Genomic DNA, 20,178 nt, shown 5'->3' with positions numbered 1-20,178 from the left:
TTACGACTAGCGAAATTGCGCGAGGAACCGCAAGTCGTTGTCGAAGAACAGACGCAAGTCGTTCACGCCGTAACGCAGCATGGCCAGGCGCTCAACGCCCATGCCGAAGGCAAAGCCCGAGAACTCTTCCGGGTCGATCCCGGACATGCGCAGCACGTTAGGGTGAACCATGCCGCAGCCCATCACTTCCAGCCAGCCGGTCTGCTTGCAGACGCGGCAGCCTTTGCCGCTGCACATCACGCATTCCATGTCGACTTCAGCGGATGGCTCGGTGAACGGGAAGAACGATGGACGGAAACGCACCGCCAGCTCTTTCTCGAAGAACACCCGCAGGAACTCTTCGATGGTGCCTTTGAGGTCGGCGAAATTGATGTCGCGATCGACCAGCAGGCCTTCGACCTGGTGGAACATCGGCGAGTGGGTGATATCAGAGTCGCTGCGGTACACACGGCCTGGGCAGACGATGCGGATCGGCGGCTTGTTCGCTTCCATGGTGCGGACCTGTACCGGCGAGGTATGGGTGCGCAACAGCATGTTCGCGTTGAAATAGAAGGTGTCGTGCATCGACCGGGCCGGGTGATGGCCTGGGATGTTGAGCGCCTCGAAGTTGTGATAGTCGTCTTCGACCTCGGGGCCTTCGGCAATGCCGTAACCGATATGGGTGAAGAACTGCTCGATACGTTCCAGAGTCCGGGTGATCGGATGCAGACCGCCCGAGGCCTGGCCACGACCAGGCAAGGTGACGTCAATGGACTCGGCGGCGAGCTTGGCCGCAAGATCGGCCTCCTCGAGCGACGCCTTGCGCGCATTGAGCACCTCGGTGACACGCTCCTTGGCGACGTTGATCAGCGCGCCGACTTGCGGACGCTCTTCAGCCGGCAAATTCCCCAGGGTCTTCATCACCTGAGTCAATTCACCTTTTTTGCCAAGGTAGTGAACCCGGATTTGCTCCAGGGCATTTACATCTTCAGCGCTATGCACAGCCTCAAGAGCTTGGGCAACGAGCGCATCCAGGTTTTCCATGTACAGACTCCAGATACAAAATAGGGGAAGAGCTTGAAGGCTCTTCCCCTATTTATGACGTTTACCACCTTGGGCTACAGGAGCAGCCCAAGGTGACTGTCGGGGGTACTTAAGCCAAGGTGGCTTTAGCTTTCTCGACAATCGCAGCAAACACCGCTTTTTCGTTCACGGCCAGTTCAGCCAGAACCTTACGGTCGATTTCGATGGACGCTTTTTTCAGGCCAGCGATGAAACGGCTGTAGGACAGACCGTTAACACGTGCACCAGCATTGATACGAGCGATCCACAGAGCGCGGAACTGACGTTTTTTCTGACGACGGTCGCGGTAGGCGTATTGGCCTGCCTTGATTACCGCTTGCTTGGCAACACGGAATACGCGTGAACGCGCGCCGTAGTAGCCTTTAGCAAGTTTCAGAATTTTTTTGTGACGCTTACGGGCAATGACGCCACGCTTTACACGAGCCATGAGTTATTCCTCTATTCTTGACTAAAATTAACGAAGGCGCAGCATGCGCTCGACTTTTGCCACGTCAGACGGATGCAGCAAGCTGCTACCGCGCAGTTGACGCTTACGCTTGGTCGACATTTTGGTCAGAATGTGGCTCTTGAAAGCGTGCTTGTGCTTGATACCGTTAGCAGTTTTCAGAAACCGCTTAGCAGCACCACTTTTAGTTTTCATCTTTGGCATGTTCGGTACTCCGCATTCAGTTGATAAACATAATCAGAAGGCCTGCCGTGCCCTGTTGATTACTTCTTCTTTTTCGGGGCGATGACCATAATAAGCTGGCGTCCTTCCATCTTAGGATGCTGTTCGACCGAACCGTACTCGAGCAAGTCAGCTTCAACCCGCTTGAGGAGTTCCATCCCCAGCTCCTGGTGGGCCATCTCACGGCCGCGGAATCGCAAGGATACCTTGGCCCTGTCCCCATCACTCAGGAAACGTACCAGGTTGCGCAGTTTTACCTGGTAATCCCCTTCCTCCGTCCCTGGACGAAACTTGATTTCTTTTACTTGAATCTGCTTCTGGTTCTTCTTCGCTGCGGCAACCTGTTTCTTCTTCTCGAAGATCGATTTGCCGTAGTCCATCACCCGACAAACAGGTGGGATTGCATCGGCGGAGATTTCCACCAGGTCCAATTTGGACTCTTCAGCAATACGAAGCGCTTCATCAATCGAGACGATGCCAATCTGCTCGCCGTCAGCGCCAATTAACCGAACCTCGCGTGCCGAGATATTCTCGTTGATCGGGGCTTTCGGTGCAGCTCGTTTATCTTGTCTCATTTCACGCTTAATAATAATTACTCCGAATCTGGGCGACCACGCCGGGAAACCGCTTGCGCGAGGAACTCAGCGAACTGGGCGACGGGCATCGAGCCCAGGTCAGCACCTTCACGAGTACGCACAGCGACAGTCTGCATCTCGACTTCCCGATCTCCGATAACCAAAAGATAGGGAACCTTGAGCAAAGTATGCTCGCGGATTTTAAAGCCGATCTTTTCATTTCTCAAGTCGGACTTGGCACGAAATCCGCTTTCGTTGAGAGTTTTTTCAACTTCAGCGGCAAAATCGGCCTGTTTATCAGTGATATTCATGATCACTGCCTGGGTCGGAGCCAGCCACGCAGGGAATGCACCCTCGTAGTGCTCGATCAGGATACCGACGAACCGTTCGAACGAGCCGAGGATCGCCCGGTGCAGCATAACCGGGTGCTTGCGGCTGTTATCTTCGGAGACGTATTCGGCTCCCAAACGGATCGGCAGGTTAAAATCGAGCTGCAGGGTACCACACTGCCAGACGCGACCAAGGCAATCTTTCAGCGAGAACTCGATCTTCGGACCGTAGAAGGCGCCCTCACCCGGCTGCAGATCGTACGCAAGGCCCGCGCTGTCTAGCGCAGCGGCCAGTGCAGATTCAGCGCGGTCCCACAGTTCGTCGGAACCAACACGTTTTTCCGGACGAGTGGACAGTTTCATTTCGACTTCGGTGAAACCGAAATCGCGATAAACATCCATGGTCAGCTTGATGAACGCGGCGGATTCAGCCTGCATCTGCTCTTCGGTGCAGAAGATGTGGGCGTCGTCCTGGGTGAAGCCACGCACACGCATGATGCCGTGCAGCGCACCCGACGGTTCGTTACGGTGGCAGGCACCGAACTCGGCCAGGCGCATCGGCAACTCGCGGTAGCTCTTCAGGCCCTGGTTGAACACCTGCACGTGGCATGGGCAGTTCATTGGCTTGATGGCGTAGTCGCGGTTTTCCGACTGCGTGGTGAACATGTTGTCGGCGTAGTTGGCCCAGTGCCCGGATTTCTCCCACAGACTGCGGTCAACAACCTGAGGCGTCTTGATCTCCAGGTAGCCGTTGTCGCGCTGAACCTTGCGCATGTACTGCTCGAGCACCTGGTACAGGGTCCAGCCGTTCGGGTGCCAGAACACCATGCCCGGCGCTTCTTCCTGGAGGTGAAACAGGTTCAGTCGCTTGCCGATTTTGCGGTGGTCGCGCTTTTCAGCTTCTTCGATGCGCTGGATGTAGGCCGCCAGTTGCTTCTTGTCAGCCCAGGCCGTGCCGTAGATCCGCTGCAATTGTTCGTTCTTCGCATCACCGCGCCAGTAGGCACCGGACAGCTTGGTCAGCTTGAACGACTTGAGGAAGCGTGTGTTCGGCACGTGCGGACCACGGCACATGTCGACATATTCTTCGTGGTAATACAGGCCCATGGCCTGTTCGTCCGGCATGTCTTCCACCAGACGCAGCTTGTAGTCTTCGCCACGGGCGGTGAACACGTCGATCACTTCGGCGCGCGGCGTGACCTTCTTGATCACGTCGTAATCTTTTTCGATCAGCGCGTGCATGCGCGCTTCGATAGCGGCCAGGTCGTCCGGAGTGAAAGGACGCTCATAGGCGATATCGTAGTAAAAGCCTTCGTCAATGACCGGGCCGATCACCATTTTTGCCGTTGGGTACAGCTGCTTGACCGCATGGCCAATCAGGTGCGCGCAAGAGTGGCGAATGATCTCCAGCCCCTCTTGATCCTTGGGCGTGATGATTTGCAGGCTGGCATCACCAGTGATCAGGTCGCTGGCGTCAACCAGCTTGCCGTCGACCTTGCCGGCCACGGTGGCCTTGGCAAGACCTGCACCAATGGATGCGGCGACCTCGGCTACGGAAACCGAATGATCGAATGAACGTTGACTGCCGTCGGGAAGAGTAATAGTTGGCATGGCGCCTCCTCTCCTAGTGGTGACCCCTACCAAAGGTCACGTGGGTTGGGATGAGCCAGTACAAGATCCAACACCAGGCCGTTCAATGATGAACGCCTGCCTTACAGCGGCAGGAGCCTTTCGGCCAACCGATAATCGAACCAGAGTGACTGGAGTGAACTCAAAAAACATGGCAAGGCGGCAATGGGCGCGCCTGGAAATAGCCAAGCGGGTGATGCTAGCACAGATGAACGGTCATCGCGCCTGCCGCGCCTGATGAAACATAAAATCCCGTGTTTGATGCCTGTAAAAGTGAACTTGAGCTGTACGAAAGCCCTCAAACCCGCTGAGAATCGCTGTTTGCCCACGAATCAAAGGAGCACTTCATGATGCGCTTTACCTCGACCCTCGCTCTCGCCGCTTCCCTGGCTTTCTTGTCTGTTGGCGCGCACGCCGCCGCCCCTTCGAACTGGCCTGAAGGCGCCCGTGACAGCTTCATCAAGGATTGCAGCTCGGCAGCCCAACAAAACGTGGACGCCAAAACCGCCAAAAGCCATTGCGAATGTGGCGCGGACAAGATCAATGCCGAATTGAGCACCGCTGAAATCAAAGAGCTCATGACTAACCCGAACTCCAGCCCCGAGCTCAAAAACAAAGCTGTCGCGGCTATTTCGTCCTGCAAAGTCGTGAAGAAAAAATAACAACGACCACTGATCAGACGGCCATTTGACTGAAAAAACAGCCTGAAAACTGCCATTTCGCACAAATTACGCAGCTTTTACGGCTTTTTTTAACAGCTGGTATTTCGCTGCAAAGCCCCGTAGATCGGGGCTTTCAGCCAACCAAGGCACTAAACGCAACGCTATTGATTAGCAAACAATGCCTTGGGGGGGCTTACAAGCCGAACATTTCGACTATGATACCCCGGTGTGCCCAGTTGGCCTGAGCAGCACAGCACTACTGAAAATATATGTTTCTTGGAGATACACCATGTCTAATCGCCAAACCGGCACCGTTAAATGGTTCAACGATGAAAAAGGCTTCGGCTTCATCACTCCTCAAGGTGGCGGTGACGACCTGTTCGTACACTTCAAAGCTATCGAAAGCGACGGTTTCAAAAGCCTGAAAGAAGGCCAAACCGTTTCCTTCGTGGCTGAGAAAGGCCAAAAGGGTATGCAAGCTGCACAGGTTCGCGGCGAGTAATTCTCCGCTGAGCTAAAAAAACCCCGTCCATGTGACGGGGTTTTTTATGGGCGCTGCAAAAGCCAGGAGGCGATCAGCCGCAGTTGACCCGCGTGATCACCAGGTTGTCGTCGGTGTTCAGGTTCAGACGGTCGGAGCGGTATTCCAGGGTGATCATGTCGTTAGGCTTGAGGATCCGTGCGTTCTGCGCGCCGGCACGGGTACGCGCCTGCTCCAGCAATTGAGGCGAGGCTTTCTGGCCGATGGCGAATTCGGCAGCCTTCGACTCGCAGCGAGTGTGACCTGCATCGGCAACGGCGGCATCTTTGCCCGGCTCAGGGGCACCCGGGGTGCTGCAACCCGCCAACGCGAGTGCTGCCAACAAAGTACCGAATGATGCGAGCTTCCAAGGCATGAAGCCTCCTATGAAAAAAATGGACAGAGATCGTGCGACAGCGATCTGGCGGTTTGGTTTCAAGACGTAAATCGCCTAAGAGCAAGTCTGCCTGACTCAAGGCGAGCATTCGCCGGATCAATCGTCACCAGATATGAACGAATTCAGTAGATATCGATGTAGTCAAACGGCGGCTTCGGCCAGTTCTGCTGGAGCGCGTTGAAAATCTGCCGGACCCAGACTTCATCGCTGGCCGCGACGTTACCGACATAACCCGAGCCTTTGGCCCAGGTCTCGAGGCGAAACAGCAGGCCGTCGATGTCGACTCCGCCTACGGCCTTCCCGGAAGAAATAAACGCGATACCGCCCTTGGTCACCCGCAACTGGGTGTGCTCGTCGTCACTGGCACTCGCGAGCAACTGGCGCACGGCTTCCAGCGTGAGGTTCTCGGGGTTGTTCAAATCGATCTGCACCTGGTGTCCCCGGCAATTGAATGGGGTAACAGTGTCGCACAGCATCGGCCTCATCCCGAAACGTCTCATGCCTAAGTAGCACTGCCAAACCCTACGCAAAAATGGTTAACTGCCCCGGTTAGAACCGCGTTCCAGCGCATTGCCCAGCCTTCCCGCCCCGTGAGCCCCGACCATGAGTACCGTAACCCTCCAAGCCGACATCAAAGCCAAGTGGCCTCAAGGACAAGGCTCCTACAGCCCCGGAAGCCCGGAGGAGTTGGCCATCATCGGAATCGACCTGCTGGTCAAGGAGCTCGGCACTCAGGCCGCACAGGCGTTCATCGGCCAGGTATTCGAGAAATACCCGGCCGACCACATGGGCGCTCATAACCCCGAGCGCGAATAAGACCCGGCCGGCGAGCGCCGACCGGCAAACACCTTACTTCAGACGGGCCAGGCGCTCGGTCAACAGATCGAAGAAGCCCTGGGCGTCGCCGTTCTCAACCCAGAATGCGTTCTTCGGCTGCTTGAGGCCGTCATACCAGTCGACGACGGTCTGGCCGAAGGTCGGGCCTTCGCGGCTGTCGATCACCACGTTGACTTCACGGCCGCTGAACAGGGAAGGCTTGAGCAGGTAGGCAATCACGGTAGCGTCATGCACCGGGCCACCCGGGATGCCGTAGTGCTCCATGTCGCCCTTGACGTATTCATTGAGAATATCGCCCACCACCTTGCTCGCATTGTTCTTGATGTCGGCAATCTGTTTCAGGCGCGCGTCACTGGTCAGCACCTTGTGGGTCACGTCCAGCGGCAGGTAAGTCAGCTTGACGCCACTTTTGAGCACAATTTCAGCCGCGACAGGGTCCGCGAACAGATTGAACTCAGCCACCGGGGTGATATTGCCGCCATTAAAATGCGCCCCGCCCATCACCACCACTTCCTTGATGCCTTGGGTGATCTCCGGCGCCTGGGTCAACGCCAGTGCCAGGTTAGTCTGCGGGCCGAGCATGGCGATGGTGATGCTGTGAGGCTTGGCGGTGCTGAGGGTCTTGATCAGGTAGTCAACGGCATTGCCTTCGGCCAGGCCTTTTTTCGGCTCATGCACGGCGACCCCGGAAATACCTTCCTTGCCATGGATATTCTCCGCATAGATCGGCGTGCGCAGCATGGGTTTTGGCGCGCCGGCGTACACCGGGATGTCTTCGCGCCCTGCCCACTCGCGGGCCAGGCGCGCGTTGCGGGAGGTCTTGTCGAGGCGCACGTTACCGGCGACGGTGGTCAGCGCACGAATGCTCAGCTCCTGCGGGGACGCCATGGCAAACAGCAACGCCACGACGTCATCGGCGCCTGGGTCGGTGTCGATGATCAGGTCGATTTTTTCCGCCGCGTGGGCGCTGGCTGCGGTGAGTGCGGACAAAAGCAGGACACTCCGAAATAGATTTTTCAGGGTTGGGAGACCACGTTGCATGAAACACTCCTTGTCGTAGGGAAACTCTAGAAGGTAACGCCGGACACCAGCGCGATATTGCAATACGGCTGGCACTCGCCCGTGCGCACCACGGCGCGGGCCTTGTGGCTGAGCTGCTTGAATTCTTCATGGCTGACCAAACGGCGCTCGCCCAAGGCGGCCTGTTCGGTCAACACATTAAGTGGCGTCAGCGCAGGTGGCTGCTTGAGCAGGATCTCTTCGGCCAACACATGGCTTTCTACCTGCATCTCGCTGAGCACAATGCGCAGGGTGCTGATGAAATCCGGAATGCCCTGGGTGAGCGCCAGGTCAATCAACTCGACGCCTGGCGGCACTGGCAGGCCGGCATCACCGATCACCAGGATGTCACCGTGGCCGAGGGATGCGATCACGCGCGACAGCGCAATATTGAGCAATGGTGTCTTTTTCATGAGGGCATAAAACCTTGTACGTCCTGCAGCGTAGGAATCGAGGGTTGCGCACCCGCCCGCGTGACCGACAGCGCGGCAGCCACCTGGCCAAACCGGATAGCCTCGGCTTCACTTTTGCCATTGGCCAGCGCCGCGGCAAAACCGCCAACAAAGGTGTCACCGGCAGCCGTGGTGTCCACCGCCTTGACCTTGGGCGCCTGCAAGTGCTCGAAACCTTTGCCATCGGCAAACAACGCGCCCTGACTGCCAAGGGTAATAATGACCTTGCCGGCACCCGCCTTGAGCAGCAGCGTTGCGGCAGCCTTGGCGCCGTCGAGTGAATCGACCGTCACACCACTCAAGGCGCTGGCCTCGCTTTCGTTGGGGATCAAATAATCGATCGAGGCATACCATTCCTCTGGCAGCGGGCCACTGGCCGGTGCCGGATTGAGGATCACGGTCTTGCCCAATTCACGACCGCGCTTGAGCGCCTGGCCAACCGTGCTCATCGGCACTTCCAACTGGCAGACGATGACATCTGCTGCCTGCAGTACCGCGTCAGCCGCCTGCAACGACGCGGGCGTGAGCTCACCGTTGCTGCCAGCCACGATCACAATCGCGTTCTGGCTGCTGTCATCCACCACAATCAACGCCACGCCGCTGGAGCCATCCACCGTGCTGACGGCCTGGCAATCGATGCCCTCCACCAGCAGCGCATCACGCAATTGCGCGCCGTAGGCATCCGTGCCCACACAGCCGATCATCGCCACCTCAGCGCCAAGGCGCGCAGAGGCCACCGCCTGATTGGCGCCCTTGCCGCCCGGCACGGTGGAAAACGTCTGGCCGATCAGGGTTTCACCGGCGCGCGGCAAGCGACTGGCGCGGGTGACCAGGTCCATGTTCAAGCTGCCTATTACCACTACTTTTGCTGGCATACATCAGTACTCATCAATTCGGTTCAGCGGTATTGGGCGAACACACCGGCAAACGGCGCCGTCGACTCACGCAAAACAATGCTCGGCGTCACGATGCGCTGATCGATCGGCAGTTGGGGTGTTGCAATTCGTCGCAGTAAAAGCTCGGCCGCCGTCTCGCCCAGTTGCACGATCGACTGCCCGACCGTCGTCAGCGCCGGGTACACGTAGCGACCCATTTGAATATCGTCAAAACCAATCACCGACAGCTCGCCAGGCACACGGATATTGCGTTCGGCGGCTGCACGCAACACGCCGAAACCAATCATATCGTTACTGGCGAAAATCGCGCTGGGCGGGTTTTCCGACAGTAGCTGTACCGCTGCGGCATAACCACCGGTGCTGGTGAAATCGCTTTCCTGGGTGCGATTGGCTGGCACTTCCACGCCCGCCTCACGCAGCGCGCGGTGATAGCCGGCAAGACGCATTTGCGCCACGCGGGTATGACTGGGGCCGCCAATGCAGGCGATGTCGCGGTGACCAAGCTCCAGCAAATGCCGGGTTGCCAGGTAGGCACCCTGCTCATGATCGATGCGCACCAGGTCGACATCAATGCCGTCCAGTGCTCGGTCGACAATTACCATGGGGGTGCGCACCGCGCTCAAGCCTGCGGCAAGGCCACTGTCGTCGCCGCCCACCGAGGTCACGATCAGGCCGTCGATGCGCTTTTCCAGCAACACGCGCAGATAGCTGCGCTGCTTTTCGGCGTTATCGTCGGAGTTGCAGAGGATCACGCAATAGCCATTACGCTCGCAGTAATCCTCGATACCCCGCGCCAGCTCGGCAAAATACGGGTTAAGGCTGTTGGGCACCAGCAGGCCGATGGTCGCAGTGGTCTTGGCCTTGAGCGAGCGCGCGACGGCACTCGGCACGTAGTCCAGTTGCTTGATCGCCGCTTCCACCTTGATGCGCACAGGCTCGCTGACCGGCCGCGTCTTGTTCACCACATGGGACACAGTGGTGTAGGAAATACCTGCAAGCGCGGCCACATCCTTGATCGTTGCCATGGTTCAGCCCCGCCGACTGGCGCGCTGGCTGCGGTAGGTGTCGAGGACCACGGCAATCACGATTACGGCGCCGGTAATGATGCGTTTGGTTGGCTCTGTCGCACCGATCTGCGCAAGGCCGGCGGCCAGTACCGAAATAATCAACACGCCAAAAAAGGTGCTGATAACCGAACCACGCCCGCCCATCAGGCTGGTGCCGCCGATCACCACGGCGGCGATCACTTGCAGCTCCAGGCCGGAGCCGGCATTCGGGTCCGCCGCTTCCAGGCGGGAAATCTGGAACAATGCCGCCACCCCGGCCAGCAGGCCCATCAGGCTGAACACCAGGATCTTGTAAGGCTTGGGGTTGATGCCGGCCAGGCGCACGGCTTCTTCGTTGGTGCCGATGCCGATCAGGTAGCGACCGAATACAGTACGGGTCAACACCAACTGAGCGGCGATGATCACCAACAGGGCAATGATGAACGACGGCGAAATCCCGAAAGCCACCGGGTTCGACAGCCAGGCATAGGAGTCACCGATATAGGCGGTGCGCGAGCCGGTCATCTGGTAGGCCACGCCACGCGCCATTTCCAGCACGCCAAGGGACACGATAAACGACGGAATGCGCCATGCCACGGTAATCGAACCCGTAATGGTGCCCGCCAACGCAGCGCAGCCCATGCCCAGCAATGCGGCTGGCAACACGCTCCAGCCCCAGCCCAGAATCGCCACACTGACCGCCGAAGCGGCCAGTGCCAGCACCGAGCCCACCGACAGATCAATGCCGCCGATGATCAGGATGAACGTCATGCCCACCGCCAGCACCATCAGGTCCGGGATCTGGTTGGCCAGGGTGCTGAAGGTGTCATAGGACAGGAAGTGGTCGCTGAGCACCGAGAACAGCGCAATCATCGCGAGCAAGGCGCCGGCCAGCCCCAGGTAGGTGCCCAGGCCGTAGAAGTTGCCGCCGGTTTTGCCCGGGGAAGAAGTGATTTTCATGGTGTTTCCCTAAGCACTGCGTCGTTGAGCAGCGCGTCACGTTTTTGATAGCCGGCAAAGGCGGCGGCGAGCAATTCGTCCTGGGTCCAGCTGTCGCGCTCGAAGGTCTCGATCAAGCGCCCGGCAGACAGCACACCGATGCGATCGCAGATCAGCATCAGTTCGCGCAGGTCACTCGATACCACCACCAGCGCTTTGCCCTGGCGCGTCAATTCGCCGAGCAAGGCATAAATGTCGAACTTGGCGCCGACGTCGATACCGCGAGTCGGCTCATCGAACAGCATTACCGCGCAGTCGCGCTCCAGCCAACGGCCAATCACGACCTTCTGCTGGTTGCCGCCCGACAACTCGGACACCAACTGCGCCGGGCTGGAGCTGCGGATGCGCATGGCATCGATCTGGCGCTTGGCCAAGGCAGTTTCGTCGCGGCTGTTGACCACGCCGCCACCGGAGATTTCCGGCATGTTGCCCAAGGCAATGTTGGCGCTGATGGATTGGGTCAGCAGCAGGCCTTCGCCCTTGCGGTCTTCGGTGATCAGCGCGATGCCATGGCCCACTGCGTCCACCGGCGAGCGAATGCTCACCACCTGGGCTGGCGAACCCAGGGCCACGGTGCCGCTGTCGGCCAAGTCGGCACCGAAGATAAGACGCAGCAATTCAGTGCGGCCGGCGCCGATCAGGCCTGAAATGCCATAGATCTCACCGGCACGCACTTCAAAGGACACATCGCGAACCTTGTCCGAGCGGGTCAAGCCTTTGACCGTCAGCGCCGGGCCGCCAATGGTGCGTGGCCCCAGGTCGATCTGCTCACCCAGCTCGCGGCCGACCATCAAGGTCACCAACTGCTCACTGTTGTAATTGGCCATCGGCTCGACGCAGACCAGCTTGCCGTCACGCAGTACTGCAATGCGCTGGGCAACACGGGCGAGCTCTTCAAGCCGGTGTGAAATATAAATGATCGCCACGCCCCGAGCCTGCAGGCGGGTGATTTGTTCAAAGAGCATCTCGACTTCACGGGCCGTGAGCATGGCCGTCGGTTCGTCGAGGATCAGTACATGGCAGTCGCCGATCAGGTTGCGGGCGATCTCGACCATCTGCTGATGGCCAATGCCCAGCGTCCCCACCAGGGTGTCCGGGTCGATCGCATCCAGGCCGACCTGGGCCATGGCTTCGATCGCAGCTTTACGCAGTTGCTTGCGGTTGATCCAGCCACAGTTGCGGGGCAGGTTGTCCAGGAACAGGTTTTCGGCCACGGTCAGGGTCGGCAGCAGGTTGAGTTCCTGCATGACCATGCGCACGCCCAGCTCTTCAGCCTGGGTGCGGCTGCCGGGACGGTAATCCTGGCCATTGAACTGCATGTGCCCGGTGGTCGGCGTGACCAGCCCGCCGATGATTTTCGACAAGGTGCTTTTACCTGCGCCATTCTCACCGGTCAGCGCCAGCACTTCCCCGCGATTGAGCGTCAGGGTGATGTCGGACAGTACCGGTTGGGCATAGGTCTTGCCGATACCGCTGACCGAGAGGACAGCGTTCGGGGCGGAAGATGACATAGGAAAATCTCCAGGCGCCCGCTCAGGACGAGCGGGCGCTGTTGGGTGCTGCCAGGATTACTTCTTGAGGACGAGTTCGACCGGGGTTTCGATCACGCCGTCTTTGGCATCGACTTTTTCACCCTTGACCAGCTTGAGCGCGTTCTGGATACCGAACACCGCTTGCTGGGCCGCGGCCTGGTCGGCGGTCGCGAGTACGCGGCCGTCTTGCAACATAGGCTTGATGGCTTCGATATTGTCGTAGCCAACCACCAATACCTTGCCGGCCTTGCCTGCCGCACGTACGGCGGAGACAGCGCCCAGGGCCATGTTGTCGTTACCCGCCAACAGCGCCTTGAGGTCCGGGTATTCGCTCAGCATGGCGGACGCCACTTTCTGGCCCTGGTCGATTTCCCAGTTACCCGATTGGGTGGAAACAATCTTCATGCCTGCCGCGTCCATCGCATCCTTGTAGCCTGCGGTGCGCTGCTGGGCATTGGTGGTGGTCGGCACGCCTTCGATGATGCCGACCTTGTCACCTGCCTTCAGTTGCTTGGCCAGGTAGTCACCCACCAGCTTGGAGCCTTTGCGGTTGTCCGGACCTACGAACGGGATATCAAGGTTTTTGCTTTTGAGCACGTCCGGGTCAAGGCGGTTGTCGATGTTGACGACCTTGATGCCGGCATCGGAGGCTTTCTTCAACACGGTGACCAGTGCCTTGGAGTCAGCCGGCGCGATCACGATGGCGTTTACTTTGGCGAGGATCATCTGGTTGACGATATCGATCTGCGCGCTGGTGTCGGTTTCGTTCTTGATCCCGTTGGTGATCATGTCGAAATCGGCGGCGTGTTCTTTCTGATAAGCCTTGGCGCCGTCCTGCATGGTCACGAAAAATTCGTTGGCGAGGGACTTCATCACCAGGCCGACCTTGGGTTTGGCGGCGGCGTCATCGGCAAAAGCAGAGGAAAGGGGCAGAGCAGCGGATGCGGCAGCAAGCACAGCGACAGCAAGAAGACGTCCAGCAAATGGCAGCTTCATGGGTTCACTCCGATCTTATGATTATTGTGAGCAACGCTTGCACTGCGAAACATCTCGCAAACGTTTGCGTTGTTCAAACTATGAGAACCTTGTCGAGATTTGTCAACGGGTGAAAAGCGTCTTTCATCCAAGCGCTCGGTTACCTTCCCTTACACCCTGCGGGTCGCAGGATTGAACCTCAGCTTCTCCCGGTCGTTGTCTAAAACGACAGGCTATGGCGCCCAAGTCCCACACCCACCGTTGATATTCCATCATGGTTTTCGGACAACCGAACGCAATACCACCCTGCTGTTCGGAATGCCGGACGAGCACGCTGCCCACTCATCTTAAAATTCAATATAAGTTGTTTTAAATCAACACGTTAATTTATGACTGCGAACATCATGGGCTTGGTACAAATCCTGCTCTTTCCAAGCACCTCGCGGCATTCAGAACGGCCCGGGTGTTCTCGATGAACCTGCTACAGCACTCATCAAAAACCAGAGAGAAAAATAATGAAATCTGCACTGAAGACTTTTGTTCCGGGCGCCCTCGCCCTCCTGCTGCTGTTCCCCGTTGCCGCCCAGGCAAAGGAAGTTGAAACCAAGACCAAACTGTCCAACGTCGTGATCCTCGCCACCGGCGGCACCATTGCTGGCGCCGGCGCCAGTGCGGCCAACAGTGCCACGTACCAGGCGGCCAAAGTCGGCATCGAACAACTGATCGCCGGCGTTCCTGAGCTTAGTCAGATCGCCAACGTACGCGGCGAACAAGTGATGCAAATTGCGTCCGAAAGCATCAACAACGAAAACCTGCTGCAACTGGGCCGTCGTGTTGCCGAACTGGCCGACAGCAAGGACGTGGACGGTATCGTGATCACCCACGGCACCGACACCCTGGAAGAAACCGCTTACTTCCTCAATCTGGTGGAAAAAACCGACAAGCCAATCGTGGTGGTCGGTTCCATGCGCCCAGGCACCGCCATGTCGGCGGACGGCATGCTCAACCTGTACAACGCCGTGGCCGTTGCCGGCAGCAAAGACGCGCGCGGCAAGGGCGTGCTGGTGACCATGAACGACGAGATCCAATCGGGTCGCGACGTCAGCAAAATGATCAACATCAAGACTGAAGCGTTCAAGAGCCCATGGGGCCCGCTGGGCATGGTGGTTGAAGGCAAATCCTACTGGTTCCGCTTGCCTGCCAAGCGTCACACCATGGATTCCGAATTCGACATCAAGACCATCAAGAGCCTGCCGGACGTTGAAATCGCCTACGGTTACGGCAACGTGAGCGACACCGCCGTCAAAGCCCTGGCCCAGGCCGGTGCCAAAGCCATCATCCACGCCGGTACCGGCAATGGTTCGGTATCTTCCAAGGTGGTGCCTGCCCTGCAGGAACTGCGCAAGCAAGGTGTGCAGATCATTCGTTCTTCCCACGTGAATGCCGGTGGTTTCGTTCTGCGCAATGCCGAACAGCCTGACGACAAGTACGACTGGGTCGTCGCACATGACCTGAACCCACAAAAAGCCCGGATTCTGGCGATGGTTGCCCTGACCAAGACCCAGGACAGCAAAGAGCTGCAACGGATGTTCTGGGAATACTGATCCCCCGGTAACACGCGTAGAGGCGGGTTTGCCCGCCTCTACCTCTCCTCTTACACCTGGATACAACTCCCCGCGCTGCATAACCCCCGCTCGAATCGCCGCCAGATAAACCTTCTGAATTTTAAGCAGTTGCGAAAATCGTAACAGTTAAATACTGTATGCCCGTACAGCACACTAAGGAATACTCCGTGGCAACGTCCTCTTCTGCAGCGCCAACCCCTGACGCCTACGCACGCCTTGCCGTTCGCGTGCAAAAAATCATCAATTCGACCAACGCCCAGAAAGCCAAGGCGGCCTTGATCTTCCGCTTGCCGGATGAGCCTGAGGAGGAATGGGCGCGCTTGCTGGAGGAGATTGCGGAGAACGACAACGTCACCCTCGCCTACCGGGATGACGGTGGCGTGCAGATTTTCTGGGTTGTGCCGAAGGAAGATTGATTCAATGAGTGGCCGTTTTATTGCTGTTTTTTGCCTGTTTTTTGCCGTTACAGCCCACGCACAGGCGCCTCGAACCTTCAGCGAGGCCAAGAAAGTCGCCTGGAAGCTCTACGCCCCGCAATCCACGGAGTTCTACTGTGGCTGCAAATACACCGGCAACCGGGTCGATTTGAAAGCCTGCGGTTACGTACCGCGCAAAAATGCCAACCGTGCCGCACGCATCGAATGGGAACATATCGTCCCGGCCTGGCAGATCGGGCATCAGCGCCAGTGCTGGCAAGCCGGCGGGCGCAAAAACTGTACGCGTCACGATGATGTGTTCAAGCGCGCCGAGGCGGACCTGCACAACCTGGTGCCGAGCATCGGCGAGGTCAATGGCGACCGTAACAACTTCAGTTTTGGCTGGCTGCCGGCGCAACGCGGGCAGTACGGCTCATGCCTGACCCAGGTCGATTTCAAGGCCAAAAAAGTCATGCCCCGCCCGTCTATTCGCGGAATGATCGCCCGAACGTATTTTTACATGAGCAAACAATACGGCTTGCGCCTGTCAAAACAGGACCGCCAGCTGTATGAAGCCTGGAACAAGACCTATCCGGTGCAACCCTGGGAGCGCCAGCGCAACCAGACTGTGGCGTGTGTGATGGGGCGCGGTAACGAGTTCGTCGGCCCGGTAAACCTGAAGACCTGCGGTTGAGCGTGGGCGGAGTTGCCGCCCACCCTGCCGGTTATTGCGCGACCTTGTGCTCGATAACCTCTGATTCGGTATCGTTTTTCTTGGCCCGTGCGAGCTTTTCGGTCAGCAGCGCCTGCTTGGCTTCAGCCTCGGCCTTGCTCGCGAACGGGCCTAGATACACCTCGTCCTTGCCGTCTGTTTTGACGATATAGAAGTTGAAACCATGTTCGAGCAACCAGGCAGTCAGGTCGGTGATTGCTTGCAGCTTATGGTCCGGCGGGCCTACCCACACATCCCATTCCTGAGCGGCAATCGCCCCGGTTTGTGGCTGGCTCTCGGTCACGGCAGGCTTGGCCTTGGGGGCGTCAACCGGTTTACCTTCACCGCAACCGGCCAACGCCAACACCGCAATTGCCATCGCTACTTTACGCACTGCCCTGCTCCTTTAAGGATAAAGAGGCAACTTTATCATTCACTGTCTATTCTGGCCGTCATAAACGTTGGCTTAAACAATGCGAATGATGTATCGCAGACCTGTATGATGCCGCCATGGGAATTAATGTCGCCTCTATGCGTCCTAAAAGAGGCAGTCACAGGGAAGCGCTTAGCAGTAAGCTACACACATCCGACACCTGCCCTGTCTGAAACATGTGTCCTTAAAAGTAATCAAGGAGAAGTCCATGCTGATACTCACCCGCAAAGTTGGTGAAAGCATAAACATCGGTGATGACATCACGATCACCATCCTGGGCGTCAGCGGCCAGCAAGTACGAATCGGCATCAACGCACCCAAGGACGTTGCCGTGCATCGCGAGGAGATCTACCAGCGCATTCAGGCTGGCCTGACAGCTCCGGACAAAAACCAGACTCCTTGACTCCTCACTCAGTAGCCAGCCTTTTCGTTCATTGTGATGGCTGGCGAAAACCCTTCCGCCCACTCGCGCTTCCTGCATGATCGGCGTGCTTTATGCTTTCAGCTACGCTGCAAGATAAAACTGTCTTGGCGACTGGAACTTGTTGCGTAATTCGCGGCCGAATCCACTGACTATAACCCTACCATCAGTGTGCGTTCAGGAGCACGTCGATGAGACCGATTGCAAAACAACCGCTTGCCTCCAAGTCTTGGGGGATCGCCCTGCTGATAGGGCTGGCCTTCGTGGTGCTGGGATATGGCGTGAAGTTCGAGATCGAAACAGTCAGTGACCCCGGCAAGCGTTCGTCGATGGAACTTACACTCTTCTTGTGCGGTTACCTGTTCGTGTTCTGCCTGCAGCCTATCCAGAAAGCCATTTTGCGCAAATTATGCCAGCGCGCCGCGCAACGTGAGCACCCGAAAACCGCACGTTGATGGCGGCTAATCTGCTATTAGATCGCCGGTATTTACAGGTCGGCGGCAGGATCTATGCTTGGGCTTGCACGGTTTCTGAAAGGCATTGACGCAGATGGATACCCTCAGCAAATCTCAAATCGAAGCGGCCCTGGCGGCGCGTTTGCCCAGCTATGCGATCACCTGTACGTTACACGCTGACGGCACCCTTTCCGCCATCCTTAGTGGTCCGGAAACCGACCATTTCGCGATTACCGGCATCGTGCGCGCGCACTACCATGGCCCCGAGGCGATTGCCCGGCTTGCCAATGAAATCCTCAGGGAAATGGTGCTTTCGCGCCAAGGCATCAAGAGCAGCCGACTGCAGGCGCCACCCGACTCGCCTTCCTGCGCACAAAGCCGAGACCAATAACGGGCTCGGCTTTTTCGTTTCAGTCTTCCAGGCGCTGCAAGCGTAACGTGCCCTCTGCATCGCGCAGAACCTGCAGCGGCTGATAGTCGTTAATGCAGGCATGCGCCGTGACGATCGGCGTCAGGTGTGTATTGGTTACAACCAGCACATCCGCGCCGGCCGCCTCCCCGGCGCGAATCCCCACCGAAGCGTCTTCGAACACCAGGCAATCCTGCACCGGCACACCCAGACGCTGGGCGCCCAGCACGTAACAGGCGGGATCGGGCTTGCCGCTGGCAACGTCCTCGGCCGTCACCAGCACGGCCGGGGGCGTAATACCGGCCGCAGCCAGGCGTCGTAGCGCGAGCGCCTTGGGCGCAGACGTGACCAGTGCCCATTGATCGCCAGGCACGCTATTCAGAAACTCAACAGCACCGGGAATCGCCACCACGCCTTCGACGTCGTTGATTTCGGCCTCGGTAATCCACTGTGCTTCAACTTCGGGATCTACCCCTGGCAGCGCCTGGCGGGTAATGGTGTCAATGGCGCGTGCGCCATGAATGGTGGTCAGGAACGCCGCCACCTCCAGACCGTGGCGTTCAGCCCAGATGCTCCACACGCGCTCGGCGGCGGCAATCGAGTTGAGCAGGGTGCCATCCATATCAAACAGGAAGGCGCGATAACGTTGGGTGAATACGGCTGGACCTCGAATGGACACTGCGTGGCTTCCTCATAGGCGGTAACAAATAATCGGCCCGATGCAATCTACGGGTCACCTCCTCGCTTGTAAACGCCAGCGGTATCTGGCGGCCCCTGCGATTGAATGACAGGTTTGTAATGAGCCTGTAAGGCTTGTCAGCACCCTCGCTTCATACAGTGGCGTCGTCAGTCACCCACACCGGGTGGCACAACTTCCCACTGATGATGAAGGGCCGCACGATGAAACCTGCCAGCAAACTCTGCCTGATCGCCGCCAGCCTGTTGATGCTGGGCACCGGCACCGCCATGGCCGGCACTGTCGCGCCGATCAAGGCCAACAATGTGGTGCTGGTGCACGGGTCCTGGGCTGACGGCTCGAGCTGGTCCGAGGTGATCACGCGCCTGCAGGCCGCCGGGCTGCATGTGACCGCCGTACAAAACCCACTGACTTCGGTGGCCGATGACGTCGCTGCCACCAACCGCGTGCTGGACCAACAGGACGGCCCTACCGTGCTGGTCGGTCACTCCTACGCCGGCACCGTGGTCAGCGACGCCGGGGCGAACCCCAAGGTCAGCTCACTGGTGTACGTGGCCGCCCGTGCACCGGACGCCAACGAAGACTTCGTCGCCCTGTCTGCCAAATACCCCAGCACGCCGGTGCGCGCCGGTGTCGTCGAGCACGACGGTTACCTGACGCTGAACCAGGACGCCTTCCTCAAGTACTTCGCCGCTGACGTGCCGCGCGCCAAAGCCCTGCAGCTGTACGCGGTACAGCAGCCTATCGCCAAGACCCTGTTCAACGGCCGCACGGTGAATGCCGCCTGGCACACCAAGCCGTCCTGGTACGCAGTGTCGAGCAATGACCAGACCATCAACCCGGACCTGGAGCGTTTTCTGGCCAAGCGCATGAACGCGACCACCATCGAACTGCCGTCGAGCCACTTGTCGCTGGTGTCCCACGCCAAGGCAATCACCGACCTGATCCTCGAAGCGTCCGGCCGCCAGCCTTAAACCACGCATTACAAACTTGTCATGATCCTGTTGGCTGGCTGTTTGGGGTGCCTGGTTACTGTGAACTCACTGCCAGCCCCGGCAGCCAACCCTTAAAGAGAGCTACTGCCATGAAACTGTTTATCCTGGGCTTTGCCGCTTTGCTTGCTACCGGCTCTGCGTTCGCTGCCGACACCGCCCCTGACGCTAACGTGATCCACGACAAAACCGGCTTCTTCGTGCACCTGGACGTGGCCAAAGTGCTGTCGAGCACCGACACCTACGGCCAATGCGGGATCGTCCCGGCACAACTCAAATACCTCGACTCCCAAGACCGTGAACACGTGCTGGACTACCAGGTGCAAGGCATCGGTTGCCCCAGTGACAATTGATCCGGCTACACTTGCGCAACGCAGCGAA

Annotated in this window: 27 protein-coding genes; 11 read left to right on the top strand and 16 right to left on the bottom strand. The window is 58.3% G+C overall.

Annotated elements, in window-relative coordinates:
- Positions 1 to 6 precede the first annotated feature (6 nt).
- The 5 genes from pheS to thrS form a co-directional block, all read right to left on the bottom strand.
- Positions 7 to 1,023 (bottom strand): phenylalanine--tRNA ligase subunit alpha, encoded by a 1,017-nt coding sequence (gene pheS, locus AB4P96_RS12200; RefSeq protein ID WP_034117607.1) that lies wholly within the window; start codon positions 1,021 to 1,023, stop codon positions 7 to 9.
- 109 nt (positions 1,024 to 1,132) lie between these two features.
- Complete coding sequence (gene rplT / locus AB4P96_RS12195) at positions 1,133 to 1,489, bottom strand: 50S ribosomal protein L20 (RefSeq protein WP_003174975.1); 357 nt, start codon at positions 1,487 to 1,489, stop codon at positions 1,133 to 1,135.
- A gap of 27 nt (positions 1,490 to 1,516) precedes the next feature.
- Positions 1,517 to 1,711 carry a 50S ribosomal protein L35 gene (gene rpmI / locus AB4P96_RS12190; RefSeq protein ID WP_002553160.1) on the bottom strand — a complete coding sequence of 65 codons (195 nt, stop codon included), beginning with the start codon at positions 1,709 to 1,711 and terminating at the stop codon, positions 1,517 to 1,519.
- Positions 1,712 to 1,770: 59 nt separating this feature from the next.
- Positions 1,771 to 2,322, bottom strand: a complete 552-nt coding sequence (infC, locus tag AB4P96_RS12185; protein ID WP_015884933.1) for a translation initiation factor IF-3 — start codon at positions 2,320 to 2,322, stop codon at positions 1,771 to 1,773.
- The gene (gene thrS / locus AB4P96_RS12180; protein WP_017138778.1) at positions 2,322 to 4,244 is read right to left on the bottom strand and encodes a threonine--tRNA ligase; all 1,923 of its coding nucleotides are present in this window, start codon (positions 4,242 to 4,244) and stop codon (positions 2,322 to 2,324) included. Before thrS ends, infC begins: the two co-directional genes overlap by 1 nt.
- Before the next feature lie 365 nt (positions 4,245 to 4,609).
- Between thrS and AB4P96_RS12175 the strand changes: the two genes are divergently transcribed.
- Both AB4P96_RS12175 and AB4P96_RS12170 read left to right on the top strand, forming a co-directional pair.
- On the top strand, positions 4,610 to 4,924 hold the full coding sequence (locus tag AB4P96_RS12175; protein ID WP_017138777.1) for a hypothetical protein: 315 nt from the start codon (positions 4,610 to 4,612) through the stop codon (positions 4,922 to 4,924).
- A gap of 289 nt (positions 4,925 to 5,213) precedes the next feature.
- On the top strand, positions 5,214 to 5,426 hold the full coding sequence (locus tag AB4P96_RS12170; protein WP_003234260.1) for a cold-shock protein: 213 nt from the start codon (positions 5,214 to 5,216) through the stop codon (positions 5,424 to 5,426).
- 73 nt (positions 5,427 to 5,499) lie between these two features.
- Here AB4P96_RS12170 and AB4P96_RS12165 read toward each other — a convergent pair whose 3' ends face one another.
- Together AB4P96_RS12165 and AB4P96_RS12160 are read right to left on the bottom strand one after the other, a co-directional pair.
- Positions 5,500 to 5,820, bottom strand: coding sequence for an I78 family peptidase inhibitor (locus tag AB4P96_RS12165; RefSeq protein WP_017138776.1), 321 nt, complete (start codon positions 5,818 to 5,820; stop codon positions 5,500 to 5,502).
- Positions 5,821 to 5,963: 143 nt separating this feature from the next.
- On the bottom strand, positions 5,964 to 6,272 hold the full coding sequence (locus AB4P96_RS12160) for a hypothetical protein (RefSeq protein ID WP_026013818.1): 309 nt from the start codon (positions 6,270 to 6,272) through the stop codon (positions 5,964 to 5,966).
- A gap of 172 nt (positions 6,273 to 6,444) precedes the next feature.
- On the opposite strand from AB4P96_RS12160, the gene AB4P96_RS12155 reads away from it, so the two are divergent.
- Positions 6,445 to 6,657, top strand: a complete 213-nt coding sequence (locus tag AB4P96_RS12155) for a hypothetical protein (protein ID WP_395600812.1) — start codon at positions 6,445 to 6,447, stop codon at positions 6,655 to 6,657.
- A gap of 33 nt (positions 6,658 to 6,690) precedes the next feature.
- Here the strand turns inward: AB4P96_RS12155 and AB4P96_RS12150 are convergent, their stop codons facing one another.
- Genes AB4P96_RS12150 through AB4P96_RS12120 form a run of 7 tightly spaced genes read right to left on the bottom strand, consistent with a single transcriptional unit; the run spans position 6,691 to position 13,658 of the window.
- Complete coding sequence (locus AB4P96_RS12150) at positions 6,691 to 7,719, bottom strand: nucleoside hydrolase (RefSeq protein WP_017138773.1); 1,029 nt, start codon at positions 7,717 to 7,719, stop codon at positions 6,691 to 6,693.
- A 26-nt stretch (positions 7,720 to 7,745) separates the two neighbouring features.
- Positions 7,746 to 8,150, bottom strand: coding sequence for a D-ribose pyranase (rbsD, locus tag AB4P96_RS12145; protein ID WP_099549917.1), 405 nt, complete (start codon positions 8,148 to 8,150; stop codon positions 7,746 to 7,748).
- Positions 8,147 to 9,064 (bottom strand): ribokinase, encoded by a 918-nt coding sequence (rbsK, locus tag AB4P96_RS12140; protein WP_177034806.1) that lies wholly within the window; start codon positions 9,062 to 9,064, stop codon positions 8,147 to 8,149. The genes rbsD and rbsK overlap by 4 nt, the downstream gene beginning before the upstream one ends.
- A 23-nt stretch (positions 9,065 to 9,087) precedes the next feature.
- On the bottom strand, positions 9,088 to 10,110 hold the full coding sequence (locus AB4P96_RS12135; protein WP_099549915.1) for a LacI family DNA-binding transcriptional regulator: 1,023 nt from the start codon (positions 10,108 to 10,110) through the stop codon (positions 9,088 to 9,090).
- A gap of 3 nt (positions 10,111 to 10,113) precedes the next feature.
- Complete coding sequence (locus AB4P96_RS12130) at positions 10,114 to 11,091, bottom strand: ABC transporter permease (RefSeq protein WP_099549914.1); 978 nt, start codon at positions 11,089 to 11,091, stop codon at positions 10,114 to 10,116.
- Positions 11,088 to 12,641, bottom strand: a complete 1,554-nt coding sequence (locus AB4P96_RS12125; RefSeq protein ID WP_017138768.1) for a sugar ABC transporter ATP-binding protein — start codon at positions 12,639 to 12,641, stop codon at positions 11,088 to 11,090. The genes AB4P96_RS12130 and AB4P96_RS12125 overlap by 4 nt, the downstream gene beginning before the upstream one ends.
- Positions 12,642 to 12,698: 57 nt before the next feature.
- Positions 12,699 to 13,658, bottom strand: coding sequence for a sugar ABC transporter substrate-binding protein (locus AB4P96_RS12120; RefSeq protein ID WP_017138767.1), 960 nt, complete (start codon positions 13,656 to 13,658; stop codon positions 12,699 to 12,701).
- Between the two features lie 494 nt (positions 13,659 to 14,152).
- Here AB4P96_RS12120 and AB4P96_RS12115 point away from each other — a divergent pair, with 494 nt between their 5' ends.
- From AB4P96_RS12115 to AB4P96_RS12105, 3 genes are all read left to right on the top strand, one after another.
- Positions 14,153 to 15,241 carry an asparaginase gene (locus AB4P96_RS12115; protein ID WP_017138766.1) on the top strand — a complete coding sequence of 363 codons (1,089 nt, stop codon included), beginning with the start codon at positions 14,153 to 14,155 and terminating at the stop codon, positions 15,239 to 15,241.
- Between the two features lie 188 nt (positions 15,242 to 15,429).
- A complete protein-coding gene (locus AB4P96_RS12110; protein WP_017138765.1) occupies positions 15,430 to 15,678 on the top strand; it encodes a DUF1654 domain-containing protein in 249 nt (82 codons plus the stop codon).
- A 4-nt stretch (positions 15,679 to 15,682) separates the two neighbouring features.
- Positions 15,683 to 16,372 carry an endonuclease gene (locus AB4P96_RS12105; protein ID WP_056861270.1) on the top strand — a complete coding sequence of 230 codons (690 nt, stop codon included), beginning with the start codon at positions 15,683 to 15,685 and terminating at the stop codon, positions 16,370 to 16,372.
- A gap of 31 nt (positions 16,373 to 16,403) precedes the next feature.
- On the opposite strand, the gene AB4P96_RS12100 is transcribed toward AB4P96_RS12105, so the two are convergent.
- The gene (locus tag AB4P96_RS12100) at positions 16,404 to 16,769 is read right to left on the bottom strand and encodes an SPOR domain-containing protein (protein ID WP_017138764.1); all 366 of its coding nucleotides are present in this window, start codon (positions 16,767 to 16,769) and stop codon (positions 16,404 to 16,406) included.
- A gap of 262 nt (positions 16,770 to 17,031) precedes the next feature.
- Between AB4P96_RS12100 and csrA the strand changes: the two genes are divergently transcribed.
- The 3 genes from csrA to AB4P96_RS12085 all read left to right on the top strand — a co-directional run bounded on the left by csrA (position 17,032) and on the right by AB4P96_RS12085 (position 18,090).
- Positions 17,032 to 17,226 carry a carbon storage regulator CsrA gene (csrA, locus tag AB4P96_RS12095; RefSeq protein ID WP_003192511.1) on the top strand — a complete coding sequence of 65 codons (195 nt, stop codon included), beginning with the start codon at positions 17,032 to 17,034 and terminating at the stop codon, positions 17,224 to 17,226.
- Positions 17,227 to 17,435: 209 nt separating this feature from the next.
- Positions 17,436 to 17,699 carry a hypothetical protein gene (locus AB4P96_RS12090; RefSeq protein ID WP_017138763.1) on the top strand — a complete coding sequence of 88 codons (264 nt, stop codon included), beginning with the start codon at positions 17,436 to 17,438 and terminating at the stop codon, positions 17,697 to 17,699.
- Between the two features lie 94 nt (positions 17,700 to 17,793).
- Positions 17,794 to 18,090 (top strand): hypothetical protein, encoded by a 297-nt coding sequence (locus AB4P96_RS12085; RefSeq protein ID WP_017138762.1) that lies wholly within the window; start codon positions 17,794 to 17,796, stop codon positions 18,088 to 18,090.
- A gap of 19 nt (positions 18,091 to 18,109) precedes the next feature.
- Here AB4P96_RS12085 and AB4P96_RS12080 read toward each other — a convergent pair whose 3' ends face one another.
- Positions 18,110 to 18,787, bottom strand: coding sequence for an HAD-IA family hydrolase (locus tag AB4P96_RS12080; RefSeq protein WP_395600811.1), 678 nt, complete (start codon positions 18,785 to 18,787; stop codon positions 18,110 to 18,112).
- Positions 18,788 to 19,008: 221 nt separating this feature from the next.
- On the opposite strand from AB4P96_RS12080, the gene AB4P96_RS12075 reads away from it, so the two are divergent.
- Complete coding sequence (locus tag AB4P96_RS12075) at positions 19,009 to 19,779, top strand: alpha/beta fold hydrolase (protein ID WP_395600810.1); 771 nt, start codon at positions 19,009 to 19,011, stop codon at positions 19,777 to 19,779.
- Between the two features lie 110 nt (positions 19,780 to 19,889).
- Complete coding sequence (locus tag AB4P96_RS12070; protein ID WP_058419832.1) at positions 19,890 to 20,150, top strand: DUF2790 domain-containing protein; 261 nt, start codon at positions 19,890 to 19,892, stop codon at positions 20,148 to 20,150.
- The last annotated feature ends 28 nt before the right edge of the window (positions 20,151 to 20,178 follow it).

The organism is Pseudomonas sp. B19125 (genome assembly GCF_044218855.1).
Classification (GTDB): Bacteria; Pseudomonadota; Gammaproteobacteria; order Pseudomonadales; family Pseudomonadaceae; genus Aquipseudomonas; species Aquipseudomonas edaphica.
The sequence above is the reverse complement of the archived record's forward strand: the minus strand, read 5'-3'. Positions and strand labels throughout refer to the sequence as shown.

What these genes read in the sequence shown, in the direction of transcription:
- pheS (WP_034117607.1), bottom strand. Translation starts at nt 1,023, where the DNA reads ATGGAAAACCTGGATGCGCTCGTTGCCCAAGCTCTTGAGGCTGTGCAT.
- rplT (WP_003174975.1), bottom strand. Translation starts at nt 1,489, where the DNA reads ATGGCTCGTGTAAAGCGTGGCGTCATTGCCCGTAAGCGTCACAAAAAA.
- rpmI (WP_002553160.1), bottom strand. Translation starts at nt 1,711, where the DNA reads ATGCCAAAGATGAAAACTAAAAGTGGTGCTGCTAAGCGGTTTCTGAAA.
- thrS (WP_017138778.1), bottom strand. Translation starts at nt 4,244, where the DNA reads ATGCCAACTATTACTCTTCCCGACGGCAGTCAACGTTCATTCGATCAT.
- AB4P96_RS12175 (WP_017138777.1), top strand. Translation starts at nt 4,610, where the DNA reads ATGATGCGCTTTACCTCGACCCTCGCTCTCGCCGCTTCCCTGGCTTTC.
- AB4P96_RS12170 (WP_003234260.1), top strand. Translation starts at nt 5,214, where the DNA reads ATGTCTAATCGCCAAACCGGCACCGTTAAATGGTTCAACGATGAAAAA.
- AB4P96_RS12165 (WP_017138776.1), bottom strand. Translation starts at nt 5,820, where the DNA reads ATGCCTTGGAAGCTCGCATCATTCGGTACTTTGTTGGCAGCACTCGCG.
- AB4P96_RS12155 (WP_395600812.1), top strand. Translation starts at nt 6,445, where the DNA reads ATGAGTACCGTAACCCTCCAAGCCGACATCAAAGCCAAGTGGCCTCAA.
- AB4P96_RS12150 (WP_017138773.1), bottom strand. Translation starts at nt 7,719, where the DNA reads ATGCAACGTGGTCTCCCAACCCTGAAAAATCTATTTCGGAGTGTCCTG.
- rbsD (WP_099549917.1), bottom strand. Translation starts at nt 8,150, where the DNA reads ATGAAAAAGACACCATTGCTCAATATTGCGCTGTCGCGCGTGATCGCA.
- rbsK (WP_177034806.1), bottom strand. Translation starts at nt 9,064, where the DNA reads ATGCCAGCAAAAGTAGTGGTAATAGGCAGCTTGAACATGGACCTGGTC.
- AB4P96_RS12135 (WP_099549915.1), bottom strand. Translation starts at nt 10,110, where the DNA reads ATGGCAACGATCAAGGATGTGGCCGCGCTTGCAGGTATTTCCTACACC.
- AB4P96_RS12130 (WP_099549914.1), bottom strand. Translation starts at nt 11,091, where the DNA reads ATGAAAATCACTTCTTCCCCGGGCAAAACCGGCGGCAACTTCTACGGC.
- AB4P96_RS12125 (WP_017138768.1), bottom strand. Translation starts at nt 12,641, where the DNA reads ATGTCATCTTCCGCCCCGAACGCTGTCCTCTCGGTCAGCGGTATCGGC.
- AB4P96_RS12120 (WP_017138767.1), bottom strand. Translation starts at nt 13,658, where the DNA reads ATGAAGCTGCCATTTGCTGGACGTCTTCTTGCTGTCGCTGTGCTTGCT.
- AB4P96_RS12115 (WP_017138766.1), top strand. Translation starts at nt 14,153, where the DNA reads ATGAAATCTGCACTGAAGACTTTTGTTCCGGGCGCCCTCGCCCTCCTG.
- AB4P96_RS12105 (WP_056861270.1), top strand. Translation starts at nt 15,683, where the DNA reads ATGAGTGGCCGTTTTATTGCTGTTTTTTGCCTGTTTTTTGCCGTTACA.
- AB4P96_RS12100 (WP_017138764.1), bottom strand. Translation starts at nt 16,769, where the DNA reads ATGGCAATTGCGGTGTTGGCGTTGGCCGGTTGCGGTGAAGGTAAACCG.
- csrA (WP_003192511.1), top strand. Translation starts at nt 17,032, where the DNA reads ATGCTGATACTCACCCGCAAAGTTGGTGAAAGCATAAACATCGGTGAT.
- AB4P96_RS12090 (WP_017138763.1), top strand. Translation starts at nt 17,436, where the DNA reads ATGAGACCGATTGCAAAACAACCGCTTGCCTCCAAGTCTTGGGGGATC.
- AB4P96_RS12085 (WP_017138762.1), top strand. Translation starts at nt 17,794, where the DNA reads ATGGATACCCTCAGCAAATCTCAAATCGAAGCGGCCCTGGCGGCGCGT.
- AB4P96_RS12075 (WP_395600810.1), top strand. Translation starts at nt 19,009, where the DNA reads ATGAAACCTGCCAGCAAACTCTGCCTGATCGCCGCCAGCCTGTTGATG.
- AB4P96_RS12070 (WP_058419832.1), top strand. Translation starts at nt 19,890, where the DNA reads ATGAAACTGTTTATCCTGGGCTTTGCCGCTTTGCTTGCTACCGGCTCT.